Source organism: Paracoccus sp. SJTW-4, from assembly GCF_047716885.1.
In the GTDB taxonomy this organism is placed as follows: Bacteria; Pseudomonadota; Alphaproteobacteria; order Rhodobacterales; family Rhodobacteraceae; genus Paracoccus; species Paracoccus solventivorans.
In genome coordinates, this window is record NZ_CP136681.1 from 37,634 (window position 1) to 58,742 (window position 21,109).

20 protein-coding genes are annotated in these 21,109 nt (G+C 68.7%); 9 read left to right on the top strand and 11 right to left on the bottom strand.

The features are described 5' to 3' along the window. Window positions 1-64 precede the first annotated feature (64 nt). On the top strand, window positions 65-538 hold the full coding sequence (gene dps / locus RSP45_RS00190; protein WP_073064627.1) for a DNA starvation/stationary phase protection protein Dps: 474 nt from the start codon (window positions 65-67) through the stop codon (window positions 536-538). 232 nt (window positions 539-770) lie between these two features. Here the strand turns inward: dps and RSP45_RS00195 are convergent, their stop codons facing one another. From RSP45_RS00195 to RSP45_RS00210, 4 genes are read right to left on the bottom strand one after another with little or no spacing between them, the layout of a single operon-like run. Beyond that, window positions 771-1,871: a BMP family ABC transporter substrate-binding protein gene (locus tag RSP45_RS00195; protein WP_415392761.1), complete on the bottom strand. Its 1,101-nt coding sequence runs from the start codon at window positions 1,869-1,871 to the stop codon at window positions 771-773. Window positions 1,872-1,896: 25 nt separating this feature from the next. Beyond that, a complete protein-coding gene (locus RSP45_RS00200; RefSeq protein ID WP_415392762.1) occupies window positions 1,897-2,778 on the bottom strand; it encodes an ABC transporter permease in 882 nt (293 codons plus the stop codon). After that, entirely contained in the window at window positions 2,775-3,851 is a 1,077-nt protein-coding gene (locus tag RSP45_RS00205; protein ID WP_415392763.1) for an ABC transporter permease, read from the bottom strand. Before RSP45_RS00205 ends, RSP45_RS00200 begins: the two co-directional genes overlap by 4 nt. Then, complete coding sequence (locus tag RSP45_RS00210) at window positions 3,838-5,358, bottom strand: ABC transporter ATP-binding protein (RefSeq protein ID WP_415392764.1); 1,521 nt, start codon at window positions 5,356-5,358, stop codon at window positions 3,838-3,840. Before RSP45_RS00210 ends, RSP45_RS00205 begins: the two co-directional genes overlap by 14 nt. A gap of 192 nt (window positions 5,359-5,550) precedes the next feature. Here RSP45_RS00210 and dnaE point away from each other — a divergent pair, with 192 nt between their 5' ends. Further along, window positions 5,551-9,024, top strand: coding sequence for a DNA polymerase III subunit alpha (dnaE, locus tag RSP45_RS00215; RefSeq protein ID WP_415392765.1), 3,474 nt, complete (start codon window positions 5,551-5,553; stop codon window positions 9,022-9,024). Between the two features lie 67 nt (window positions 9,025-9,091). Beyond that, a complete protein-coding gene (locus RSP45_RS00220) occupies window positions 9,092-9,349 on the top strand; it encodes a DUF333 domain-containing protein (RefSeq protein ID WP_073064647.1) in 258 nt (85 codons plus the stop codon). 94 nt (window positions 9,350-9,443) lie between these two features. On the opposite strand, the gene ilvC is transcribed toward RSP45_RS00220, so the two are convergent. Beyond that, window positions 9,444-10,466: a ketol-acid reductoisomerase gene (ilvC, locus tag RSP45_RS00225; RefSeq protein WP_415392766.1), complete on the bottom strand. Its 1,023-nt coding sequence runs from the start codon at window positions 10,464-10,466 to the stop codon at window positions 9,444-9,446. Between the two features lie 124 nt (window positions 10,467-10,590). Between ilvC and RSP45_RS00230 the strand changes: the two genes are divergently transcribed. Further along, the gene (locus RSP45_RS00230) at window positions 10,591-11,046 is read left to right on the top strand and encodes an Lrp/AsnC family transcriptional regulator (RefSeq protein ID WP_303730634.1); all 456 of its coding nucleotides are present in this window, start codon (window positions 10,591-10,593) and stop codon (window positions 11,044-11,046) included. After that, window positions 11,043-11,501, top strand: coding sequence for an Lrp/AsnC family transcriptional regulator (locus tag RSP45_RS00235; RefSeq protein ID WP_415392767.1), 459 nt, complete (start codon window positions 11,043-11,045; stop codon window positions 11,499-11,501). Before RSP45_RS00230 ends, RSP45_RS00235 begins: the two co-directional genes overlap by 4 nt. Before the next feature lie 368 nt (window positions 11,502-11,869). Here the strand turns inward: RSP45_RS00235 and RSP45_RS00240 are convergent, their stop codons facing one another. The 6 genes from RSP45_RS00240 to RSP45_RS00265 form a co-directional block, all read right to left on the bottom strand. Beyond that, complete coding sequence (locus RSP45_RS00240) at window positions 11,870-13,066, bottom strand: UbiH/UbiF family hydroxylase (RefSeq protein WP_415392768.1); 1,197 nt, start codon at window positions 13,064-13,066, stop codon at window positions 11,870-11,872. Between the two features lie 8 nt (window positions 13,067-13,074). After that, window positions 13,075-13,314 (bottom strand): hypothetical protein, encoded by a 240-nt coding sequence (locus RSP45_RS00245; RefSeq protein ID WP_415392769.1) that lies wholly within the window; start codon window positions 13,312-13,314, stop codon window positions 13,075-13,077. Window positions 13,315-13,330: 16 nt separating this feature from the next. Further along, a complete protein-coding gene (locus RSP45_RS00250) occupies window positions 13,331-14,101 on the bottom strand; it encodes a pyrimidine 5'-nucleotidase (RefSeq protein WP_415392770.1) in 771 nt (256 codons plus the stop codon). Window positions 14,102-15,146: 1,045 nt separating this feature from the next. Continuing rightward, on the bottom strand, window positions 15,147-15,872 hold the full coding sequence (phbB, locus tag RSP45_RS00255; protein ID WP_324330321.1) for an acetoacetyl-CoA reductase: 726 nt from the start codon (window positions 15,870-15,872) through the stop codon (window positions 15,147-15,149). A 134-nt stretch (window positions 15,873-16,006) separates the two neighbouring features. Continuing rightward, the gene (locus RSP45_RS00260; RefSeq protein WP_415392771.1) at window positions 16,007-16,837 is read right to left on the bottom strand and encodes an EAL domain-containing protein; all 831 of its coding nucleotides are present in this window, start codon (window positions 16,835-16,837) and stop codon (window positions 16,007-16,009) included. 293 nt (window positions 16,838-17,130) lie between these two features. Next, window positions 17,131-17,676 (bottom strand): TlpA disulfide reductase family protein, encoded by a 546-nt coding sequence (locus tag RSP45_RS00265; protein ID WP_415392772.1) that lies wholly within the window; start codon window positions 17,674-17,676, stop codon window positions 17,131-17,133. Between the two features lie 24 nt (window positions 17,677-17,700). Between RSP45_RS00265 and argH the strand changes: the two genes are divergently transcribed. The 4 genes from argH (at window position 17,701) to lysA (ending at window position 21,038) form a co-directional block, all read left to right on the top strand. Then, complete coding sequence (gene argH, locus RSP45_RS00270) at window positions 17,701-19,113, top strand: argininosuccinate lyase (RefSeq protein WP_415392773.1); 1,413 nt, start codon at window positions 17,701-17,703, stop codon at window positions 19,111-19,113. Next, complete coding sequence (locus RSP45_RS00275) at window positions 19,110-19,271, top strand: argininosuccinate lyase (RefSeq protein ID WP_324330314.1); 162 nt, start codon at window positions 19,110-19,112, stop codon at window positions 19,269-19,271. Before argH ends, RSP45_RS00275 begins: the two co-directional genes overlap by 4 nt. Window positions 19,272-19,410: 139 nt before the next feature. Then, on the top strand, window positions 19,411-19,602 hold the full coding sequence (locus tag RSP45_RS00280; protein ID WP_303731493.1) for a hypothetical protein: 192 nt from the start codon (window positions 19,411-19,413) through the stop codon (window positions 19,600-19,602). Between the two features lie 170 nt (window positions 19,603-19,772). Next, window positions 19,773-21,038 (top strand): diaminopimelate decarboxylase, encoded by a 1,266-nt coding sequence (lysA, locus tag RSP45_RS00285; RefSeq protein ID WP_415392774.1) that lies wholly within the window; start codon window positions 19,773-19,775, stop codon window positions 21,036-21,038. Window positions 21,039-21,109 lie beyond the last annotated feature (71 nt).

Genomic DNA, 21,109 nt, shown 5'->3' on the forward strand with positions numbered 1-21,109 from the left:
GGGTGGAACCATTGCCGCAACCCCATGTTGTCCTTGCGAAGATGTTCACCGCAAGGAGACCGAGATGGCTGTGAAGCTGGCCGGGCTGGAAGACAACGCCCGCAAGACCGCGATCACCGAACTGCAAGCCTGCATGAGCGACGGGTTGGCGCTGTCGATGGCGCTGAAACAGGCACATTGGAACATGCGCGGCCCCAATTTCATCGCGGTGCATGAGCTGATGGATCAGGTCAAGGCGCGGCTGGACCCCGGCGTCGATGCGATGGCCGAACGCATCCAGCAGCTGGACGGCACCGCCGTCGGCACGGTCGAAGAGGTCGCCAAGGCCACGGCGCTGCCGCCCTATCCGACCGACGTGACCAAGGTCGCGGACCACCTCAAGGAGGTGTCGGCCCGGATGCGCGCCTTGGGCGAACGGCTGCGCGGCGCCATCGACACGGTGGACGAGGCTGGCGACGCAGACAGCGCCGACATCCTGACCGAGGTCTCGCGTCAGGTCGACAAGGACCTGTGGTTCATCCAGTCGCATCTGGACTGACGCAGTCCTTGGCCGCGGCAGCGGCTTCGGGCGGTCCCGAATATCCTCGGGGCTGGCGAACGCCCGGAAGCGGTTCGGTGGACCGTTTCAGTGAGCCCAGGGGCAGAGCCCGACAGGCCGCAGGCCGCGCGGGGGCAGACAGCCCTGTCGCAACGCTGCAAGGGCCGCTACGCTCGAGGGGAACGAAAAAGGGCGGACCGCGATGGCCCGCCCTTTCTGCATTCCCGCTGCCTTAGCGCGGGATCTGGGCGGTGATCCCCTCGACGAAGAAATCCATCGACGCCAGCTCTTCGTCGGTGGGGGTCTGGCCCTCGGCCAGCCAGGCGCTGCCGTCCTGCTTGTTCAGCGGCCCGGTGAACGGGTGATAGCCGCCGGCGATCTGGTCGCGCATCGCCTCGGCGGCGTCCTTGACCTCGGCGGGGACTGCCTCGGTGATCTCGCCGATGCCGACCTCGCCGTCCTTGATCCCCAGCCAGACGCCGTGCGAGGCCCAGGTGCCGTCCAGCACCTCGCCCACGCGCTTGATGTAATAGGGCTCCCAGTTGTCGATGATGGCGCTGACCCGGGGGGTGGGCTTGAACGCCGCCATGTCCGAGGCCTGTCCAAAGCCGATGCCGCCCTTTTCCTGCAGCTTGGCCAGCGGCGCGGTGGAATCGGTGTGCTGCAGGATCACGTCCACGCCCTCGGCCAGCAGCGCCGATGCGGCGTCGGCCTCTTTCGCGGGGTCGAACCAAGTATAGGCCCAAACCACCTTCAGCTCGACATCCGGGTTCACCTTGCGGGCGTGGATGAAGGTCGAGTTGATGCCCTGCATCACCTCGGGGATCGGGAAGGAACCGATGAAGCCGATCTTGTTGGTCTTGGTCATCATCCCGGCGATAGTGCCCATGACGGCGCGGCCTTCGTAGAAGCGGGCGTCATAGGTGGCGACGTTCTCGGCGCGCTTGTAGCCGGTGGCGTGCTCGAACTTCACGTCGGGGAACTTGGCGGCGGTGTTGATCACCGCGTCCATGAAGCCGAAGCTGGTGGCGAAGATCAGCTTGTTGCCGGCCAGCGCCAGCTGGGTCAGCGCGCGCTCGGCATCGGCGCCCTCGGGGACGTTCTCGATATAGCTGGTCTCGATCCGGTCGCCGAAATGCGCCTCGATCGCCTTGCGGCCCAGGTCGTGCTGATAGGACCAGCCGCCGTCGCCGACCGGGCCGACATAGATGAACCCGACCTTGAGCTTTTCGCCCTCGGGGATGGGGGTGCCCTGCGCCCGTGCCGGCAGGGGGGGCAGCATCGCCATCAGCGCCAGTGCGGCGGCCGAGGCCAAAAGGGTTCTGCGGTTCATCGGAGTCTCCTCTGTCGGGTCGTTGTCATCTTGTAGCGTGGAACGGCCGCCCCAGCGAGCCGGGCGCGGCGCTGCCGCGGCCGCGGTATTTCTGCCGCGCGGATATGATCACCAGCACGACGATGGTGGCAAGATAGGGCGCCATGCTGAGCAGCTGCACCGGCACCGCCACCCCGGCGGCCTGCAGCCGCAGCTGCAGCACGGCGACGCCGCCGAACAGCCAGGCCCCGGCCAGCACGCCCCACGGGCTCCACCCCGCAAAGACCACGATGGCCAGCGCGATCCAGCCGGCGCCGGCGGTCATGCCCTCGGTCCATTGCAGCACGGTGGCGATCGAGACATAGGCGCCGCCGATCCCGGCCATGGCGCCGCCGATGGCGATGGCCACCAGCCGCACCAGCCGCACCTTGTAGCCAAGCGCATGGGCGGCGTCGTGGTTTTCACCGACCCCACGCAGGATCAGCCCGCGGCGGGTGCGGTTCAGCACGAACCAGGTCACCGGCACCAGCGCCAGCCCCAGCCAGATCGCCCAGTTCACCCCCAGCGGCCCGCCGGGCATCGAGGGCGCTTTCACGCCCTCGTACGGGCGGCCGAACATCGCGGTCAGCCCCAGCCCGAACATGGTCAGCGCCAGCCCGGTGGCGACCTGGTTGGTCAGCAGATACTGGGTCAGCACCCCGAAGATCAGCGAGATCGCCGCCCCCGCCAGCGCCCCCGCGACAAAGCCGGCCAGTGGGCTGCCGGTGGCATGGGCGGCGGCAAAGCCCGCCAGCGCGCCGGTGATCATCATTCCCTCGACGCCCAGGTTCAGTACGCCCGAGCGCTCGGCGATGGCCTCGCCCAGGGCGGCGAACAGGATCGGGGTGGCCGCCGACATCAGCAGCAGCAAGGTGGTCCAGCCGATCATTTCGTTCCCCTCCAGCGCAGGCGGTACCGGGTCAGCGTGTCGAAACCCAGCAGAAAGAACAGCAGCATCCCCTGAAACACCTGCACGGTGGCGGCGGGCAGTTGCAGCATCAGCTGCGCGAGCTCGCCGCCGATATAGGTCAGCGCCAGCAGCAGCCCGGCCAGCAGGATCCCCAGCGGATGCAGCCGGCCCAGGAACGCCACGATGATGGCGGTGAAGCCGTAGCCCGACCCGAAGCTGTCGGTGATCTGCCCGCCGGGGCCCGAGACCTCGAACAGCCCCGCCATCCCCGCCAGCGCGCCCGACAGGCCCAGGCAGAACGCCACCAGCGTTTCAGGCCGGACGCCGGCAAAGCGCGCGGCCCGCGGCGCCAGCCCGGCCACGCGGATGCGGAAGCCGCGGATATGGCGGCTCATCAGGAACCAGGTTGCCAGCACCGCCAGCGCCGCGGCGACCACGCCCCAATGCGCCCCGGTGCCCGCGATCAGCTCGGGGTTCGATGCCGAAGGATATTGCTGCAGGTTGCGCGATCCGGGCATCCCGAAGCCCTGGGGGTTGCGCATCGGGCCAAAGGCCATCCACGCCGCCACCCGCTGCGCCACATAGACCAGCATCAGCGAGACGAGGATTTCAGACGCCCCGGTCCAGTTGCGCAGGGTGGCGGGGATCATCCCCCAGGCCCAGCCTCCGGCCGCGCCCGCCAGCACCATGGCCGGGAAAATCCACGCCCCTTCGGCCGGATAGGCGGCCAGCGCCACCGCCGCGCCGCAGATGCCGCCGATGATGTATTGCCCCTCGGCCCCGATGTTCCAGATGCCGGCGCGGAAGCCGATGGCGAGGCCCGAGGCGATCAGGATCAGCGGCCCGGCCTTGACCAGCAGCTGCGGGCGGGAATAGCCCGAGGCGGGGCCGAACAGCGGATCCCAGAAGATGGTGCGGATCGAGGCCACCGGGTCGAACCCCATCAGCGCGAACAGCACGCCCCCCGCCACCATCGTCGCCACCACCGCCATCAGCGGCGAGGCGACGGCCAGCCACCACGGCGTCGCGGCCCGGGGTTCAAGCCGCAACATGGGCGACCTCCATCCCATGGGCGCCGCCCAGCATCAGCCCGATCTGTTCCAGCGTCAGCCCCTCGGTCGCGACCGGCGCCGACAGCCGGCCGGCGTTCAGTGCGGCGAAGCGGTCCGACAGCTCCAGCAGTTCATCAAGGTCCTGGCTGATGACGACGACCGCGGCGCCGCGCCCGGCCAGATCCAGCAGCGCCTGCCGGATCGCGGCGGCGGCGCCCGCGTCCACGCCCCAGGTTGGCTGGTTGACCACCAGCGCCCGCGGCGCCTGCAGGATTTCCCGGCCGATGACGAATTTCTGCAGATTGCCGCCCGACAGCGCCCCGGCAGCGGTGGCGGGGCCGGGGGTGCGCACGTCGAAATCGGCGATGATGGTTTCGGCAAAGCGGCGGGCGGCGCGGTGGTCGATGACGCCGTGCCTTTGCAGCTGCTGGCGGGTGGCGCCGGTCAGGATGGCATTCTCGGTCAGGCTCATCTCCGGGACGGCGGCATGGCCCAGCCGGTCCTCGGGCGCGGCCAGCAGCCCGGCGCGGCGGCGCGGCTCGGGCCCTTGCGCGGACAGGTCGTGGCCGTCCAGCACCACCGTGCCGGGCCGGCCGGTGGTCTCGCCCGACAGCGCGGCGATCAGCTCTTCCTGCCCATTGCCGGCGACGCCGCCGATGCCGAGGATCTCGCCTGCGCGGACCTGGAAGCCGACATCCTGCAGCGAGGTCCCCTCGGTCGCGGGGGCCGAGGTCAGCCCGGCGACCGTCAGCACCACCGCGCCCGCCTGCCGGCCGGAACGGTCGACCAGCCGCATTTCCGCCCCCACCATCATCGCCGCAAGTTCGCGCGCGGAATGGTCGCGCGGGTTCACCGTGCCCACCACGCGGCCCTGCCGCAGGATGGTGGCGCGGTCGCAATGGGTGCGGATCTCGTCCAGCTTGTGGCTGATATACAGGATCGCGGTGCCCTGGGCTGCCAGCTGGCGCAGGGTGGCAAACAGGATCTCGGCCTCTTGCGGGGTCAGCACGCTGGTCGGTTCGTCCATGATCAGCAGCCGCGGATTGCCCAGCAGGCAGCGCACGATTTCCACCCGCTGCCGTTCGCCCGCCGACAGGGATTCGATGCGCCGCGCCGGGTTCAGCGGCAGGCCGTAGGCGGCGCTGACCTGCGCGATGCGGCGCGACAGGTCGGCGCGGCGCGGCGGCGCATCCATCCCCAGCGCGATGTTTTCCGCCACGGTCAGCGCGTCGAACAGGCTGAAATGCTGGAACACCATGCCCACGCCGGCGGCCCGCGCCGCATGGGGATCGGCCGGCGCATGGGGGACGCCCCCCAGCCACATCCGCCCCGCATCGGGGCGGATCAGCCCGTAGATCGCCTTGACCAGCGTCGATTTGCCGGCGCCGTTTTCGCCCAGCAGCGCGTGGATTTCCCCCGCGGCGACGGAAAACGACACCTCGTCGTTCGCACGCACCCCGGGGTAGGTCTTGGACAGGCTCTCGGCCCGGAACAGTTCGTCAGTCACGCCATCCCCGTTGTGTTTTTGGCAGGTTAGCCTGTTTCCGCCCTTGCACAATCGCCCAATCCGCACCGCATTACCCCGGCTGCGGTTTAGACTGTCTTCGCCGGTTCCGGCCAAATCGCCGCGCCCGCATAGCGCAGGGAAAGCGCGCGCGCCACCTCGCAGACGGGGCCCGCAGGTGCTAGGTTCGCCGCCATGACCGACCAGCCCAAATTCATCCACCTGCGCTGCCATTCCGAACATTCGCTGCTGGAAGGGGCGATTCCCGTCAAGAAACTGCCGGGGATGGCCGCGAAGCAGGGGATGCCGGCGGTGGCGCTGACCGACACCAATGCGCTGTTCGCGGCGTTGGAGTTCTCGGTCAAGGCGCTGGACGAGGGCGTGCAGCCCATCGTCGGCTGCCAGATCACGCTGGACGCGGGGGCGGCCTGCGCGCCGGTGGTGTTGCTGGCGCAGGACCAGGCGGGCTGGATGAACCTGATGTCGCTGTCCACCTGCCTTTACGTGACGCCGCCGCGCGATTTCCCGCATGTCACCATGCAGGAGCTGGCCGAGCGCTCGGCCGGGCTGATCTGCCTGACCGGCGGCGCGACCGGGCCGCTGGGGCAGCTGGTGGCCGGGGGTAAGCTGGCGGATGCCGAATCGCATCTGCGCGATCTGGCGGGGATGTTCGGCGACCGGCTGTATGTGGAACTGCAGCGCCACATGCAGGACAACGGCCAGCTGATGCCGGCCGAGGCCGCCAGCGAAGGGGGCATGATCGACCTCGCCTATGCGCTGGACCTGCCGCTGGTCGCCACCAACGACGTGTATTTCCCCGATCCCGCGATGTTCGGTGCCCATGACGCGCTGATCTGCATCCGCGAACGCGCCATGGTGGACCAGTCCGCGCCCCGCCGCCGCCTGACCGCCAACCACGACTTCAAATCCGCGGCCGAGATGCTGGCCCTGTTCGCCGACCTGCCCGAGGCCACCGCCAACACCGTCGAGATCGCCCGCCGCTGCGCCTTTGCGGTCAGTCGCCACAAGCCGATCCTGCCGCGCTTCGCCGATGACGAGGTCGAGGAACTGCGCCGCCAGGCGCGCGAGGGGCTCGAGGCCCGGCTGGCCGTCATCCCCCACGCCGTCAGCGTCGAGGACTATCACGCGCGGCTGGATTTCGAGCTGGGGATCATCGAGCAGATGGGCTTCCCCGGCTATTTCCTGATCGTCGCCGACTTCATCAAATGGGCCAAGGGGCAGGGGATTCCCGTGGGCCCCGGCCGCGGCTCGGGCGCGGGCTCGCTGGTGGCCTATGCGCTGACCATCACCGACCTTGATCCCCTGCGCTATTCGCTGCTGTTCGAACGCTTCCTGAACCCGGAACGGGTGTCGATGCCCGACTTCGACATCGACTTCTGCATGGACCGGCGCGAAGAGGTGATCGGCTACGTGCAAGAGAAATACGGCCGCGACAAGGTGGGCCAGATCATCACCTTTGGCGCGCTGCTGTCCAAGGCGGCGGTGCACGACGTGGGCCGCGTGCTGGGCATGGGTTTTCCCCAGCGCGACAAGCTGTCCAAGATGATCCCGGTCGAGGGCGTCAAGCCCGTGTCCATTACCAAGGCGCTGGCCGACGAGCCGCGCCTGCGCGAAGCCCGCGACGCCGAGGAAAACGTCGCCCGGATGCTGGACTATGCCGCCCAGGTCGAGGGGCTGCTGCGCAACGCCTCGACCCACGCGGCCGGGGTGGTGATCGGGGACCGGCCGCTCGACCGGCTGGTGCCGCTCTACCGCGACCCCGGCTCGGACATGCCGGCCACGCAATACAACATGAAATGGGTGGAACAGGCCGGGCTGGTCAAGTTCGACTTCCTGGGGCTCAAGACCCTGACGGTGATCCAGAACGCCGTCGACCTGATCCGCGCCGGCGGCCGGCACCTGCATGTCGCGGCCGACGGGCGCCGGCTTTACGAGCCCCCCGTGGGCGCCGTCGACGAAATCAACGCCATCCCGCTGGATGACGAGCCCACCTATCGACTGTTCGCCAGCGCCCGCACGGTCGCGGTGTTCCAGGTGGAAAGCTCGGGGATGATGGACGCGCTGCGCCGGATGCGCCCCACCTGCATCGAGGATATCGTCGCGCTGGTCGCGCTTTACCGGCCCGGCCCGATGGAAAACATCCCCACCTATTGCGAGGTCAAGAACGGGCTGCGGCCGCTGGAATCCATCCATCCCTCGATTGACCATATCCTGGCCGAAACCCAGGGCATCATCGTCTATCAGGAACAGGTGATGCAGATCGCGCAGGTCATGGCCGGCTACAGCCTTGGCGGCGCCGACCTGCTGCGCCGGGCCATGGGCAAGAAGATCGCCGAGGAAATGGCCAAGGAGCGGCCCAAGTTCGTTCAAGGCGCGAAATCTCAAGGGGTGGACGAAAAGAAGGCCGGCGAAGTCTTCGACCTGCTGGAAAAATTCGCCAACTACGGCTTCAACAAATCCCACGCCGCCGCCTATGCGGTAGTCAGCTACCAGACCGCCTGGCTCAAGGCCAACCACCCGGTCGAGTTCATGGCGGCGGTGATGAACTGCGACATCCACCTGACCGACAAGCTGGCGATCTATCGGCGCGAGGTCGATCGCATGGGGATCGAGGTGATCCCGCCCTGCGTCAACCGCAGCCAGCCCCGCTTCAGCGTGGTCGAGGGGCGCATCGTCTATGCGCTGGGCGCGCTCAAGAACGTCGGCGTCGAGGCGATGCGGGTGCTGGTCGCGGCCCGCGGCGACCGGCCCTTTGCCGACCTGCACGACTTTGCCCGCCGCGTGCCCATGCGCCAGATCGGCAAGCGGGCGCTGGAGATGCTGGCCCGCGCCGGGGCCTTCGACATGCTGGACCCCAACCGGGCGCGGGTGCTGAAATCGCTGGACGGGCTGGTCGCCTGGTCCTCCGCCGTGCAAGAGGCCGCGCAGTCCAGCCAGTCCTCGCTGTTCGGGGGCGGCGAGGATCTGCCGCCGCCGCGCCCGGCGCTGGCCCCGGTGTGGATGCCGGCCGAGAAGCTGGCCGAGGAACGGCTGGCGGTCGGCTTCTACCTGTCGGGCCACCCGCTGGACGATTACCTGGCGGCGCTGAAGCGCAAAGGCGCGATGACGCTGGCCGAGGTCGAGGCCGCGGCCGCCGATGGCCCGTTGGTCGCCCAGATCGCCGGCACCGTGGCGGCGCGGGCCGAAAAGAAATCCGCCAAGGGCACGCGCTATGCCTTCGTCACCCTGTCGGATCCCACCGGGCTCTATGAGGCGACGGTGTTTTCGGACGTGCTCGACGCGCATCGGTCGCTGCTGGAGCCCGGCACGAACGTGCTGCTGACCGTGAACGCGGAACCCTCGGGCGATCAGGTCAAGATGCTGGCGCGCGGGGTGCAGGCGCTCGAGGATGCGGTGGCCGATGCGGGCTCCGGCCAGCTGGCGGTCGAGGTGGGGGACGCGCGCACCGCGCTGGCGGTGCTCGACCGGCTGCGCGAGGCCAGCGCGGAAATCGCGGTCTCGGCCAAGGGCAGGGGGCCGCTGCTGATGCGGGTGCGCGACGGCAACACCGTCTATGACGTCGAGGTGGCCGAGAATGTCCCGGTCACCCCGCGGATGCGGCAGGCGCTGCGCGCGGTCGAGGGCGTGATCGACGTGACCGAGGAATAGCCGCGCATCTTGCCCCGCCGCCCCGGGGGCGGCAGTCTGGGCCGCGCACGACGAAAGGATCGCCGCCATGACCCGCCTGCCGACCCCGCTTGCCGCGCTGACCCCGGCGCTGTTGCTGCTTGCCGCCTGCGGAACCCCTGCCCCGAAACCCCCGGCCACCGGCGCCGCGGCGGCGCTGGTCGACCCGGCGGCGCATTACTGCCAGCGCAGCGGCGGCACCGTCATCCTGCGCATGGACAAGGGCCGCCGCGCCGATCTATGCCGCCTGCCCACCGGCCGCACCGTCAGCGCCGCCGAGCTGCTGAATGCCCACAACGACCTGTAAGAAAAAGGGACGCCGAAGCGCCTCTTGATCTTCTGTCCATAAATATCCCGCGGGGGTGCGGGGGCGCGAAGCCCCCGCCGCGGCGGTGACGCAATCAGTTGCGCGCCTTGTCCACCATCTTGCCCTTGGAGATCCACGGCATCATCGCGCGCAGCTTCTCGCCCACCTGCTCGATCTGGTGTTCGTCGTTCAGGCGGCGGGTGGCCTTGAACATCGGCTGGCCGACGGCGTTTTCCTGCATGAAGTCGCGCACGAACTTGCCGGTCTGGATGTCGCGCAGCACCTCGCGCATCCGCGCCTTGGTTTCCTCATAGGGCAGCACGCGCGGGCCGCTGACGTATTCGCCGTATTCCGCGGTGTTCGAGATCGAATAGTTCATGTTGGCGATGCCGCCTTCGTAGATCAGGTCCACGATCAGCTTCACCTCGTGCAGGCACTCGAAATAGGCCATTTCCGGCTCGTAACCGGCCTCGACCAGGGTTTCGAAGCCCATGCGGATCAGCTCGACCAGCCCGCCGCACAGAACCGCCTGTTCGCCGAACAGGTCGGTTTCGCATTCCTGGCGGAAGTTGGTCTCGATGATCCCCGAACGCCCGCCGCCGATGGCCGAGCAATAGGACAGGCCGATGTCCATGGCGCGGCCGGTCGCGTCCTGGTGGACGGCGACCAGGCAGGGCACGCCGCCGCCCTTGGTGTATTCGCTGCGCACGGTGTGGCCGGGGCCCTTCGGCGCCATCATGATCACGTCGACGCCGGGCTTGGGCTCGATCAGGCCGAAATGCACGTTCAGCCCGTGGGCGAAGGCGATCGCCGCGCCGTCGCGCAGGTTGTCGTGGACGTATTTCTTGTAGGTCTCGGCCTGCAGCTCGTCGGGCATGGTGAACATGATCAGATCGGCCCAGGCGGCGGCCTCGGCGATGCCCATCACCTTCAGCCCCTCGGCCTCGGCCTTCGCCGCCGAGGGCGAGCCGTCGCGCAGCGCCACCACCAGGTTCTTCGCCCCCGAATCGCGCAGGTTCAGCGCATGGGCGTGGCCCTGGCTGCCATAGCCGAGGATGGCGATCTTCTTGTCCTTGATCAGGTTCACGTCGCAATCGCGGTCGTAGTAAACGCGCATCGGGGTCTCCTTGGTTGCTGGTGGCTTTCTAGCGCGCTGCTGACGTGCAGAGGTTGCAATTTTCGCGGGACCGATGGAATTCTTGCGAAATCCATGCAGATATAAACCTCATACTGAAAAGATCATGCTCGACGACACCGACCGCCGCATCCTGCGCCATCTGCTGGCCGACCCGCAGGCCGACAACGCCACGCTGGCCGACCGCGCCGGCGTCACCACGGCCACGCTGTGGCGCCGGCTGGACCGGCTGCGCGAACGCGGCGTGCTGCGCGCGACCGAGGCGCGGATTGACTGGCGCGCGCTCGGCTACGCGGTCGAGGTTTCGCTGCGCTTCACGCTGGACAAGACCGAGCCGCGCGCCTTCGACCGCTTCACCGCCGCCGCCCGGCAGCTGCCCGAGGTGATCGAGATCCAGACCTTCCTCGGCTCGGTCGACATCCGCCTGTCGGTCATCGCCCGCGACATGGAGGATTGGCAGCGCATCTACCGCGACCGCATCCTCGGCCTGCCCCATGTCACCGACATCGAGCCGCTGATGCTGGTCGCGACCATCAAGGACACGGCAGAGCTGGCGCTATGACGGACACCGACGCCACCGACCTTGCCATCCTGCGGCTGCTCGCCCGCGACGCCACCCTGGGCGCGGCCGAAATCGGGCGCGAGATCGGCCTGACCCAGCCCGCGGTCTGGCGCCGCATCCGCCGCCTGCAGGACAGCGGGGTCATCGCGGGCCGCCGCATCGTCGTGGACCACGCGGCGCTGGGCTTCACCGTCTCGGTCTTCCTTGGCATCCGCCTGGCCGCGCGGGGTCGCCCCGAACTGGAAACCTTCGAACGCGCGGTCGCCGCCATCCCCGAGGTGCAGACGGTGCAGCATGTGCTGGGCCGCTTCGACTACCGGCTGCGGATCATCGCCCGCGACATCCCCGATTTCGAACGCATCCTGCGCCGCCGCATCATGACCCTGCCCGGCGTGGGCCAGGTCGAGGCCAACGTGGTCCTGTCCGAGGAACGCCGACCCGGCCCGCTGGGATAAGGGGGGCGTCGGTGCGTGGGGACCACGCGACGGGCGGTTTGTGGTGACGGATGGGGATGGTGCGTGGGAACGATGCGCGCGGCGGGCGGTAACGGTGGGGGATGGATGGTGCGTGGGGACCACGCACCCTACGGGATCTGTGACTGATGGCGACGGTGCGTAGGAACCATGTGCGCCGTGAGCGGGAGCGGTGGGGATGGGGTGGTGCGTGGGGACCACGCACCCTACGGGAGCTGTGACGGATGGCGACGGTGCGGGGGACCCACGCGCGTGGCGGGCGGGAACGGTGGGGGATGGGATGCGTGTGAGGTACGGGCGGAAACTTTGACGGAGGGGTAGGGTGCGTGGTTCCCACGCGCCACCCGCCCTCAGCGCGTCCCCAGCCCCGCCCGCATCATCGCCCGCCGCACCGGCGCCAGCGCGTAAAGCCCCCCCAGCGCAGCCGCCCGCAGGTCGCGCAGCGGTCGCGGCGCCATCATGCTGGCGCGGTTCAGCGCGTCGATGCCGATCAGCCTTGCCAGCGCCTCGGGGCGGCGCTCGCGCTCATAGCGGGCCAGCGCCGCGGCGTCGCCCGGGTCCGGGGTCATCAGGTCCAGCAGCGCCGACAGATCGGCCAGGCTCATGTTCAGCCCCTGCGCGCCGATGGGCGGCACGACATGGGCGGCCTCGGCCATCAGCGCGATGCGCGGGCCGGTATAGCGGTCGGCGATCTGGCTGATGATCGGCCATTCCGTCAGCCCGGTGGCCAGCTGCAGCCGCCCCAGCACCCCGGCCGAGCGGTCGTTCAGCTCGACCTCGAACGCCTCGCGCGGCAGGGCGCGCAGCCGCGCCGTCTCGGCCCCCCGCTCCATCCAGATCACCGCAGACGAGGGCTTGCCGTCGCGGTCGGGCAGGGGCACCAGCGTGAAGGGGCCGCCGCAGCGGTGGATCTCGGTCGAGACATTCTGGTGCGGGATCTCGTGCGTCACCGCGAAGGCCAGCGCCTTCTGCCCGTAACGGATGGTGCGCACGCCGATCCCCAGCGCCTGGCGCACGGGGGAATTGCGCCCGTCCGCCGCCACCACCAGCCGCGCCCGCAGCCGCGACCCGTCCGACAGCTCGACCAGCGCCGCATCTTCGCGCGCGGTCAGCCCCGCGGTGGCGGTGCCGGGGCGGAACTCGACCCCCGGCAGCTCGGCCAGCCGCGCCGAAATCTCGCGCCGCAACAGCCAGTTGGGCAGGTTCCAGCCAAAGGGCTGGTCGGAAATCTCGCCCGCGTCAAAGGCCCGGATCAGCCGCGGCCGCGGCTCGGCACCGCCGGCATCGACGATGCGCATCACCTGCAGCGGCGCCCCGTGGGGCTGCAGCCGATCCCACAGCCCGATACGGCGGAACAGCGCGATCGAGGGCTGCAGAAACGCGGTGGTGCGCAGGTCGGCGCCGGCGCCGCTTTCCTCGGTCACCGGCGGGGCGGGATCGACGCAGAGCACCCGCAGGCCGGCGGCCCCGAAACCGGCGGCCGCAGTCAGCCCGGCGACGCCGCCGCCAGAGACCAAGACATCGACGGTGTCCGGCGCAGCCGCCACCGGCGCGCCTAGAACCCTGCCGCGTAGGCGATCAGCAGGCCCATGACGACGACCGTGGCAGCCAGCGCGGCCATGGTCAGCGCCGGCAGGCCGAACAGCGCCACCGCCACCCCGACCAGCACCACCACCATGGCCAGGATCATCAGGATGCGCCCGGCGATCACGCGCTCGTCGTGCGACTGCAGGTCTTCGTCGCCGGTCAGGGCGTCGTTGACGGCGGCCGCGGCGGAAGAATCGGACTGGGACATCGGAAACCTCGATCGATCAAAGGGTCGGCCGCGAACTTGCCACGCCGGCAAGGGCGGCGGCAAGAGTCGCGACGAAGCCGGCGAGATTCGGGGCCCGCCAGTGCACATGCCGCCCCGGGTCCTGCCCTGGCGCCAGCGCGTCGGGGCCTTGGCGGCCGTCCCCTACCAAAATCGTCCGCATTCCAAGGGAATGCGGCACCTCGAGGTTGCGGGGATCGTCCTCGAACATGGCGCAGCGCGCGGGGTCGAGCCCGTGCGCGTCCAGCACTGCGGCAAAGGACCGCGGGTCGGGCTTGGGGTGATAACCGACCTCGCCGATGCCGTGGATCGCGTCGAACACCAGCTGCCGCCGGGCCAGAACCCGCCCGGCATAGGCGGAATCGGCATTGGTGTGCACGATTCGCCGCCCCGGCAGGGCCGACAGCGCGGCGGTCAGCGCCGGGTCCGGCGCCAGCGCGTCGAGGTCGATGTCATGCACCTCGGCCAGGTAGTGCTCGGGGTCGATCCGGTGCAGCGCCATCAGCCCGGCCAGGGTGGTGCCATGCTCGCGCCAGTAATGCGCGCGCAGCCGGCTGGCCTCGGCCGCATCCACCGACAGCAGCCGGGCGACATAGGCGGTCATCCGCGCCTCGATCTGGGAAAACAGCTGGAGTTCAGGGGAGTAGAGCGTGTTGTCCAGATCGAAGATCCAGCAATCCACCCCGGCAAAGCCGCGACGCAGCAGCTCGGGATCGGAAGCGGCGGTCCCTGGAACAGGCGGGCGCGGCGGTGCGGAAACGATGCTCATGCTGCCGGGCTAGCCGGTCGCGGCGACGGGGGCAATCCCGACGAAGACGCGGGCGCTGTGGGTTGTCCTCTCGCCGTGCCGGCAGGCCCGGTACGTGGCGATCGCCCGGCGGGTGGCGATGCCGTGGCGCGAGGAGCCGCGCGGTCGAGGTTTTCGGCGGGGGTTCAGGCGGCCGGAGCCGGGCGCGGCCTTCCTCATGGAAAACGGTGCGCCGGGTTGATCCGTGGAAACGGCGTCGCGGGTGCTCTCCGATCCGCCGCCCCTGTTTCGGCTGCTCGGGAGCTTTCGGGATATTTGTGGCAAGATGAAAGAGCTGCGGCGTCTGGCGCGGACTATTCTCTGGCATGGTCTGCTGTGCCGGGTGTGCATACAGCATTGGCGGTCCCGAGAGGAACCGCGCCCGGTTTGCGCTGAGGGACCAGCATGGGGAAGATGCTCGGCTATGGGCGGCATAGTGGAAAAACGGGCAGGATGACGGGGCGTCCGAGGCGGAAGCGCCGGCCCGGGCCCCCGTGTGGGGCAAGCGTAAAATTGGGCGGGTGACGGGGCGTCCGGGGCGAAGGGGCCGGCCTGCGGGACCACCGTATGAGGCTAGCGTAAAAATGGGCCGCGTGAGGGGCGTCCAGGGTGACGGCGCCGGCCCGTAGGACCGCCGGAGGAAGCGTGAAAAATGCGCAGTCGTAAACGGATGTCAGGGGCTGCTCGGGGAGGAAACTGGAGACCTCGTTTCAAAAAGCGGCGCATAGTGGCTGGAAGAGCGAGACGCGACACTCCAGGCCCGAGTGTTGACATCTCGCGAAAGCGCCGCAATCGCAGGGCGCGGTAGGGCGCGGTAGGGCGCGGTAGGGCGCGGTAGGGCGCGGTAGGGCGCGGTAGGGCGCGGTAGGGCGCGGTAGGGCGCGGTAGGGCGCGGTAGGGCGCGGTAGGGCGCGGTAGGGCGCGGTAGGGCGCGGTAGGGCGCGGTAGGCGCGGTAGGGCGCGAGACTCTTTGAAAAAAAGGCCGCCTGACCGGCGGCCTTTTCGTGCAGGGCAGGGATCGTCGCGGTTACGAGAAGAACTGCGCGCCATTCGCGCTGATGGTCGAGCCCGAGATGAAGCCGGCCTCGTCGGCGGCCAGGAACACCACGCAGCGGGCGATTTCCTCGGGCTCGCCCAGGCGGCCGACCGGGATCTGCGGGATGATGCGCTCGTTCAGCACCTTTTCGTCGATGGCGCGGACCATCTCGGTGCCGATATAGCCCGGCGCCACCGCGTTGACCGTGATTCCGGCCCGCGCGCCTTCCTGCGCCAGCGCGCGGGTAAAGCCGATGTCGCCGGCCTTGGCGGCGGAATAGTTCGCTTGGCCGGCCTGACCCTTTTGCCCGTTGACCGAGCTGATGTTGATGATCCGGCCGAACTTGCGGTCGCGCATCCCGTTCCAGACATTGTGGGTCATGTTGAACAACCCGGTCAGGTTGGTGTCGATGACCTCTTTCCACTGCTCGGGGGTCATGCGGTGGAACATGGCGTCGCGGGTGATGCCGGCGTTGTTGACCAGCACTGCCACCGGGCCCAGCTCGGCCTCGACCTGGGCGATGCCCTTGGCGCAGGCATCGTAATCGGCCACCGACCATTTATAGGTCTTGATGCCGGTTTCCGCGGTGAATGCGCGGGCGGCCTCGTCGTTGCCGGCGTAATTGGCCGCGACCTCATAGCCGGCCTCTTTCAGCGCCTTTGAAATTGCCGCACCGATGCCGCGCGAGCCGCCAGTGACCAGAGCAACCTTAGCCATGTTTCCTCCAAACTCGGAATTGAAATCCTCTTTCGCTCAAGGGGTAGATTAGGAAACAATGTTACACAAGGGGGCGGATGAATTTGCCGAAAACAACCCTCCGTCACCCGTGCGGCGCGCAATCGCCCGTCCCCTCAGCGGCGCGCCGAGGCATTCGGCGTCCGCCACGGGGGCGAGATGGTCGGTGCGCCAAAATAGAACCCCTGCAGACAGTCCACCCCCTGCTCGATCAGATAGGCAGCATCATCGGCGGTTTCTACCTGCTCGGCCACGATGAACATGTCGAAATGCCGCGCGATCATCATCAGCGCGCGGGTCAGCACCTGGTTGTCGGGCTGGCTGGCGATGTCGCGGATGAAGCGCCCGTCGATCTTGATCATGTCGAACGAGAACTCGCGCAGATAGCGGAACGAGGTATAGCCCGCGCCGAAATCGTCCAGCGCGAAGCTGACCCCCAGCAGCTGCAGGTCGCGCATGAAGGGGCGGACCTGGTCCGGCATCCCCATCGCCGAGCTTTCGGTGATTTCCAGGATCAGCCGTTCCGCCACGGTCGGATCGCGTGACAGCCCATGATGCAGGGTCCGCAGCCAGTCGGGGTAGCCGATCGAGCGCGCCGACATGTTGATCGACAGCCGCAGCCCCGGTTCCTCGCACAGCGCCTGCACCCCCAGCGCCAGCGACAGGCAGTCGATCTGCCGCCCCAGCTCGCTGAGTTCGGCCAGCGGCATGAAATCGCGCAGCGGCACGAAGCCGCCGGTTTCGTCGATGATGCGAATCAGCCCTTCGTGAAAGGCGGCGCGGTCGGTGCGCGCCGCCTGCACCACGGGCTGGAAGGCCAGCACCGCATCGCCGCGTTCGACCGCCCGCCGCACGGTCGACATGGTCAGCCGCTGCTGGTGGTCCACCGCGAAGTCCAGCGGAGAACCGGCGCCGCCACGCTGGAGCTGATCAGAATCGAGTCGCATCTCTGTCCCCTTGTCCATGGCGGCACTCTGCCAAGGATGAGCGAAGAATTCGTAAATGCGACCGCGGATCGGCGGATCAGGTTAACACAACCGGCGCGGATGTTCCGGGCGGCGGGCACTCGTGGAGCGGGCGTGCGCGCGAGGCTGCGTGAAGAGACTGAATGAACTCTTCTCCGCATCCTGTTGCAATTGTGGGGAAAACGATGAGGGTTTGCCTTCCCGCATTCCGCCGCGCAGCCGCGCCTCAACCCCTCACCCCACCTCTGCAACTCGATAAAATTGCGCGCAGTTTCCTATTCGGCCAGCAGCTGGTCGACCAGCGCCAGCGCCGCAGGCGAGGCCCAGTCGGCGTCGCCGGTCATGCGGGCGACCTCGTTGCCCTCGGCGTCGATCAGGATGGTGACCGGCATCGCCATCACCCCAAAGGCGCGGGCCAGCGCCATTTTCGGGTCGGTCAGGGTGGGCAGCTCGGTGATCTCTTCCTCGGCGAAGAAACGCTCGATGGCGGCGGGCGGGTTGCGCCCCGAGGCCACGGTCAGCACCTGGAAGCGCTCGCCGCCCTTTTCGCGCTGCAGCGCGTCCAGCGAGGGCATTTCCTCGCGGCAGGGGGCGCACCAGGTGGCCCAGAAGTTCAGCAGCACCACCTGGCCGCGCCAGTCGGACAGCTTGTGGGTGCCGCCCTCGGCGTCGGAAAACTCGATCTCGGGGACCGGGGCCTGCTCGGATTCGATCAGCTTAGGCAGGCCGGCGTCGCGCGCCGCCTGCCAGTCCACCGACGCGGCCGCGGCCGCGTTTGCAGCAAGGGCAAGGGACGTATAAAGGGCAAGGAAACGCAGCATATGACCTCCGACAGGACCGATCCGATGACCGACACGCCCGAAAATCCCTCCGCCAACACCATGTGGGGGGGGCGCTTTGCCGCCGGGCCGGATGCGATCATGGAGGCGATCAACGCCTCGATCGGGTTCGACCGGCGGCTCTACGCCCAGGATGTCCGGGGCAGCCGGGCCCATGCGGCGATGCTGGCAGCACAGGGCATCATCAGCCCTAGCGATGCGGACGCCATCGGGGAAGGGCTGCTCACCGTCTTGTCAGAGATCGAGGGCGGGCAGTTCCGGTTCCAGACCGCGCTGGAAGACATCCACATGAACGTCGAGGCGCGGCTGAAAGAGCTGATCGGCGAGCCCGCGGGCCGCCTGCACACGGCGCGAAGCCGCAACGACCAGGTGGCGACCGATTTCCGGCTGTGGGTGCGCGACCAGTGCGACGCGGCGATCGCCGCCTGCCGGGCGCTGATCCGCGCGCTTGTGACGCAGGCCGAGACGGGGGCGGATTGGGTGATGCCGGGCTTTACCCATCTGCAGACCGCGCAGCCGGTGACCTGGGGGCATCACATGATGGCCTATGTGGAAATGCTGGGCCGTGACATCGGGCGCTTTGCCGATGCGCGGGCGCGGATGAACGAATGCCCGCTGGGCTCGGCCGCGCTGGCGGGCACCGGCTTTCCCATCGACCGCGACGCCACCGCCGCGGCGCTGGGGTTCGACCGCCCGACGGCGAACAGCCTTGATGCGGTCAGCGACCGGGATTTCGCGCTGGAGTTCCTGTCGGCGGCAGCGATCTGCGCCACCCATCTGTCGCGGCTGGCTGAAGAGCTGGTGATCTGGTCCAGCGCGCAGTTCCGTTTCGTCGCTATGTCCGACCGCTGGTCCACCGGCTCCAGCATCATGCCGCAGAAGCGCAATCCCGACGCGGCCGAGCTGATCCGCGCCAAGATCGGCCGCATCCTCGGCGCCGCGGTGGCGCTGTTCACCGTGATGAAGGGGCTGCCCTTGGCCTATTCCAAGGACATGCAGGAGGACAAGGAACAGGTCTTCGATGCCGCCGACACGCTGATGCTGGCGCTGGCGGCGATGACCGGAATGATTTCGGACCTGACCGTCAACCGCGAACGGCTGGAGGCGGCGGCATCCAGCGGATTTTCCACCGCCACCGACCTGGCCGACTGGCTGGTGCGCGAGGCCGGGCTGCCGTTCCGCGACGCCCACCACGCCACCGGCGCGCTGGTCGCGCTGGCCGAATCGCGCGGCGTCGACCTGCCTGAACTGACGCTGGCGGACATGCAGTCGGTCAATTCTGCGATAACGGCGCAGGTCTTTGACGTTCTGGGTGTTCACAACTCGGTCGCCTCGCGGCAATCTTACGGAGGAACGGCGCCCGATCAGGTGCGCCGGCAGATCGCCCGCTGGAAGGGCGCGATGGAGGGATGGGAATGATGCGCCTTGCAGCAGCACTGGCCGCGGTTCTGATGCTGGCGGCCTGCGGGGCGGACGGCCCGCCCCATGCGCCTTCGGCGTCCAGCAAGTCGCCGGAAAAGACCACCGGCGTCAGGCTCAGCGGCGAGGCGGTGGTGGGCGTCATCACCACGCTGTGACCCTGCGGCCGGGCAGGCCAGTCCTGCCCGCCGCGAGATCCAGCACGCCGGACAACGGCGGCGGGAATGCGGGCAAGGACCCGCCAAGAGCAGATGCGGGCCGGGCCCGCTTGAGGCAAACGAGCAGACGAGGCAGGACATGATCGCACGTTTCACAATGACCGCCGTGGCACTGGCCGCATTGTCGGCCTGTTCGGGCGGCTCGGGCGGTATCAGCCAGTCCGACGAGGTGATGATCCAGAAGGGCACCTATGTCTATGACCCCAACAAGCGCCACGCCCCGGTGTCGCTGTCGGGGGCGGATCTGATCGGGCTGGAACCGCGCGGCTGACGGGTTTCCGGCGGCCGGCCGGAGCGGGGGTTTTCCACCCCCTTCGTCGTATACGACGATCCCGGAGGATATTTCGGGCAAGATGAATCAGGCCCGCGGCGCGCGGCGGGCTTTGCATTGCGCGGCCCGGTGGCGTTATATCGGTGCTCTGGATTTTCGGTGCGGGTCGGATGGATCATTTCAACTACAGCGGCGGCGTGCTGCATGCCGAGGACGTGGCCCTGCCCGAGATCGCGCGGGCGGTTGGCACCCCGGTCTATGTCTATTCCACCGCCACCCTGACCCGGCATTTCAACCTGTTCCGGCAGTCGCTGGCGTGGACCGAGCATCTGGTCTGCTTCGCGGTCAAGGCGAACTCGAATCTCGCGGTGCTCAAGCTGCTGGGAGATCTGGGCGCGGGCATGGATGTGGTCTCGAGCGGCGAATATGCCCGCGCGCTTGCGGCGGGCGTTCCCGGCGAACGGATCGTGTTTTCCGGCGTCGGCAAGACCCGCGACGAGATGGCCCGCGCCATCGCCGGCGGCATCCGCCAGTTCAACGTGGAAAGCGAGCCGGAGCTGCTGGCTCTGTCCTCGCTGGCGCAAGAGATGGGGGCCGAGGTGCCCATTGCCGTGCGGGTGAACCCCGACGTGGACGCCCGCACCCACGCCAAGATCGCCACCGGCAAGTCGGAGAACAAGTTCGGCATCCCGATTTCCCGCGCGCGCGAGGTGTATCGGCTGGCGGCCTCGCTGCCCGGGCTGCGGGTGGTGGGCATCGACATGCATATCGGCAGCCAGCTGACCGACCTCGACCCCTACCGCCAAGCCTATCGCAAGATGGCCGAGCTGTGCCGGGCGCTGCGGGCGGATGGCCATGCGATCACCCGGCTGGACTTGGGCGGCGGCCTGGGCATCCCCTATCGGCGCGACAACGCCGCCCCGCCGCTGCCGCTGGAATACGGCGAGGTGGTGCGCGAAACCGTGGGCGACCTCGGCTGCGAGATCGAGATCGAGCCGGGGCGCAACATCGCCGGCAACGCCGGGATCCTGCTCGCCTCGGTGATCTTTCTGAAACAGGGCGAGGGGCGGGATTTCCTGATCGTCGATGCGGCGATGAACGACCTGATCCGCCCCGCCATGTATGACGCGCATCACGACATCGTGCCGGTGATCGAGCCTGCGCCGGGGGCTGAGCCGCATCCCGTCGACGTGGTCGGCCCGGTGTGCGAAACCGGCGACACCTTTGCCCGCGCCGTGCCGCTGCCGCGGGTGGGGGCGGGCGATCTGGTCGCCTTCCGCTCGGCCGGGGCCTATGGGGCGGTGATGGCGTCGGAATACAACTCTCGCCCGCTGGTCCCCGAGGTGCTGGTGTCCGGCGACCGTTTCGCGGTGATACGCCCGCGCCCCTCGATCAACGAGATGCTGTCGCGCGACCGCATCCCCGACTGGCTGTGACGTTGCGCGGGGCATATCCCGCGCGCGATGCGGCGCCGTCCGGGGCGGCGCCTTCCGAATTGCCGTTGCCT

Excerpts from the sequence above, each read along its gene's own strand:
- RSP45_RS00260 (WP_415392771.1), bottom strand. The coding sequence starts at position 16,837 with ATGCGACTCGATTCTGATCAGCTCCAGCGTGGCGGCGCCGGTTCTCCG.
- dnaE (WP_415392765.1), top strand. The coding sequence starts at position 5,551 with ATGACCGACCAGCCCAAATTCATCCACCTGCGCTGCCATTCCGAACAT.
- RSP45_RS00280 (WP_303731493.1), top strand. The coding sequence starts at position 19,411 with ATGATCGCACGTTTCACAATGACCGCCGTGGCACTGGCCGCATTGTCG.
- phbB (WP_324330321.1), bottom strand. The coding sequence starts at position 15,872 with ATGGCTAAGGTTGCTCTGGTCACTGGCGGCTCGCGCGGCATCGGTGCG.
- RSP45_RS00275 (WP_324330314.1), top strand. The coding sequence starts at position 19,110 with ATGATGCGCCTTGCAGCAGCACTGGCCGCGGTTCTGATGCTGGCGGCC.
- ilvC (WP_415392766.1), bottom strand. The coding sequence starts at position 10,466 with ATGCGCGTTTACTACGACCGCGATTGCGACGTGAACCTGATCAAGGAC.
- RSP45_RS00235 (WP_415392767.1), top strand. The coding sequence starts at position 11,043 with ATGACGGACACCGACGCCACCGACCTTGCCATCCTGCGGCTGCTCGCC.
- RSP45_RS00220 (WP_073064647.1), top strand. The coding sequence starts at position 9,092 with ATGACCCGCCTGCCGACCCCGCTTGCCGCGCTGACCCCGGCGCTGTTG.
- argH (WP_415392773.1), top strand. The coding sequence starts at position 17,701 with ATGACCGACACGCCCGAAAATCCCTCCGCCAACACCATGTGGGGGGGG.
- RSP45_RS00205 (WP_415392763.1), bottom strand. The coding sequence starts at position 3,851 with ATGTTGCGGCTTGAACCCCGGGCCGCGACGCCGTGGTGGCTGGCCGTC.
- dps (WP_073064627.1), top strand. The coding sequence starts at position 65 with ATGGCTGTGAAGCTGGCCGGGCTGGAAGACAACGCCCGCAAGACCGCG.
- lysA (WP_415392774.1), top strand. The coding sequence starts at position 19,773 with ATGGATCATTTCAACTACAGCGGCGGCGTGCTGCATGCCGAGGACGTG.
- RSP45_RS00245 (WP_415392769.1), bottom strand. The coding sequence starts at position 13,314 with ATGTCCCAGTCCGATTCTTCCGCCGCGGCCGCCGTCAACGACGCCCTG.
- RSP45_RS00195 (WP_415392761.1), bottom strand. The coding sequence starts at position 1,871 with ATGAACCGCAGAACCCTTTTGGCCTCGGCCGCCGCACTGGCGCTGATG.
- RSP45_RS00250 (WP_415392770.1), bottom strand. The coding sequence starts at position 14,101 with ATGAGCATCGTTTCCGCACCGCCGCGCCCGCCTGTTCCAGGGACCGCC.
- RSP45_RS00265 (WP_415392772.1), bottom strand. The coding sequence starts at position 17,676 with ATGCTGCGTTTCCTTGCCCTTTATACGTCCCTTGCCCTTGCTGCAAAC.
- RSP45_RS00200 (WP_415392762.1), bottom strand. The coding sequence starts at position 2,778 with ATGATCGGCTGGACCACCTTGCTGCTGCTGATGTCGGCGGCCACCCCG.
- RSP45_RS00230 (WP_303730634.1), top strand. The coding sequence starts at position 10,591 with ATGCTCGACGACACCGACCGCCGCATCCTGCGCCATCTGCTGGCCGAC.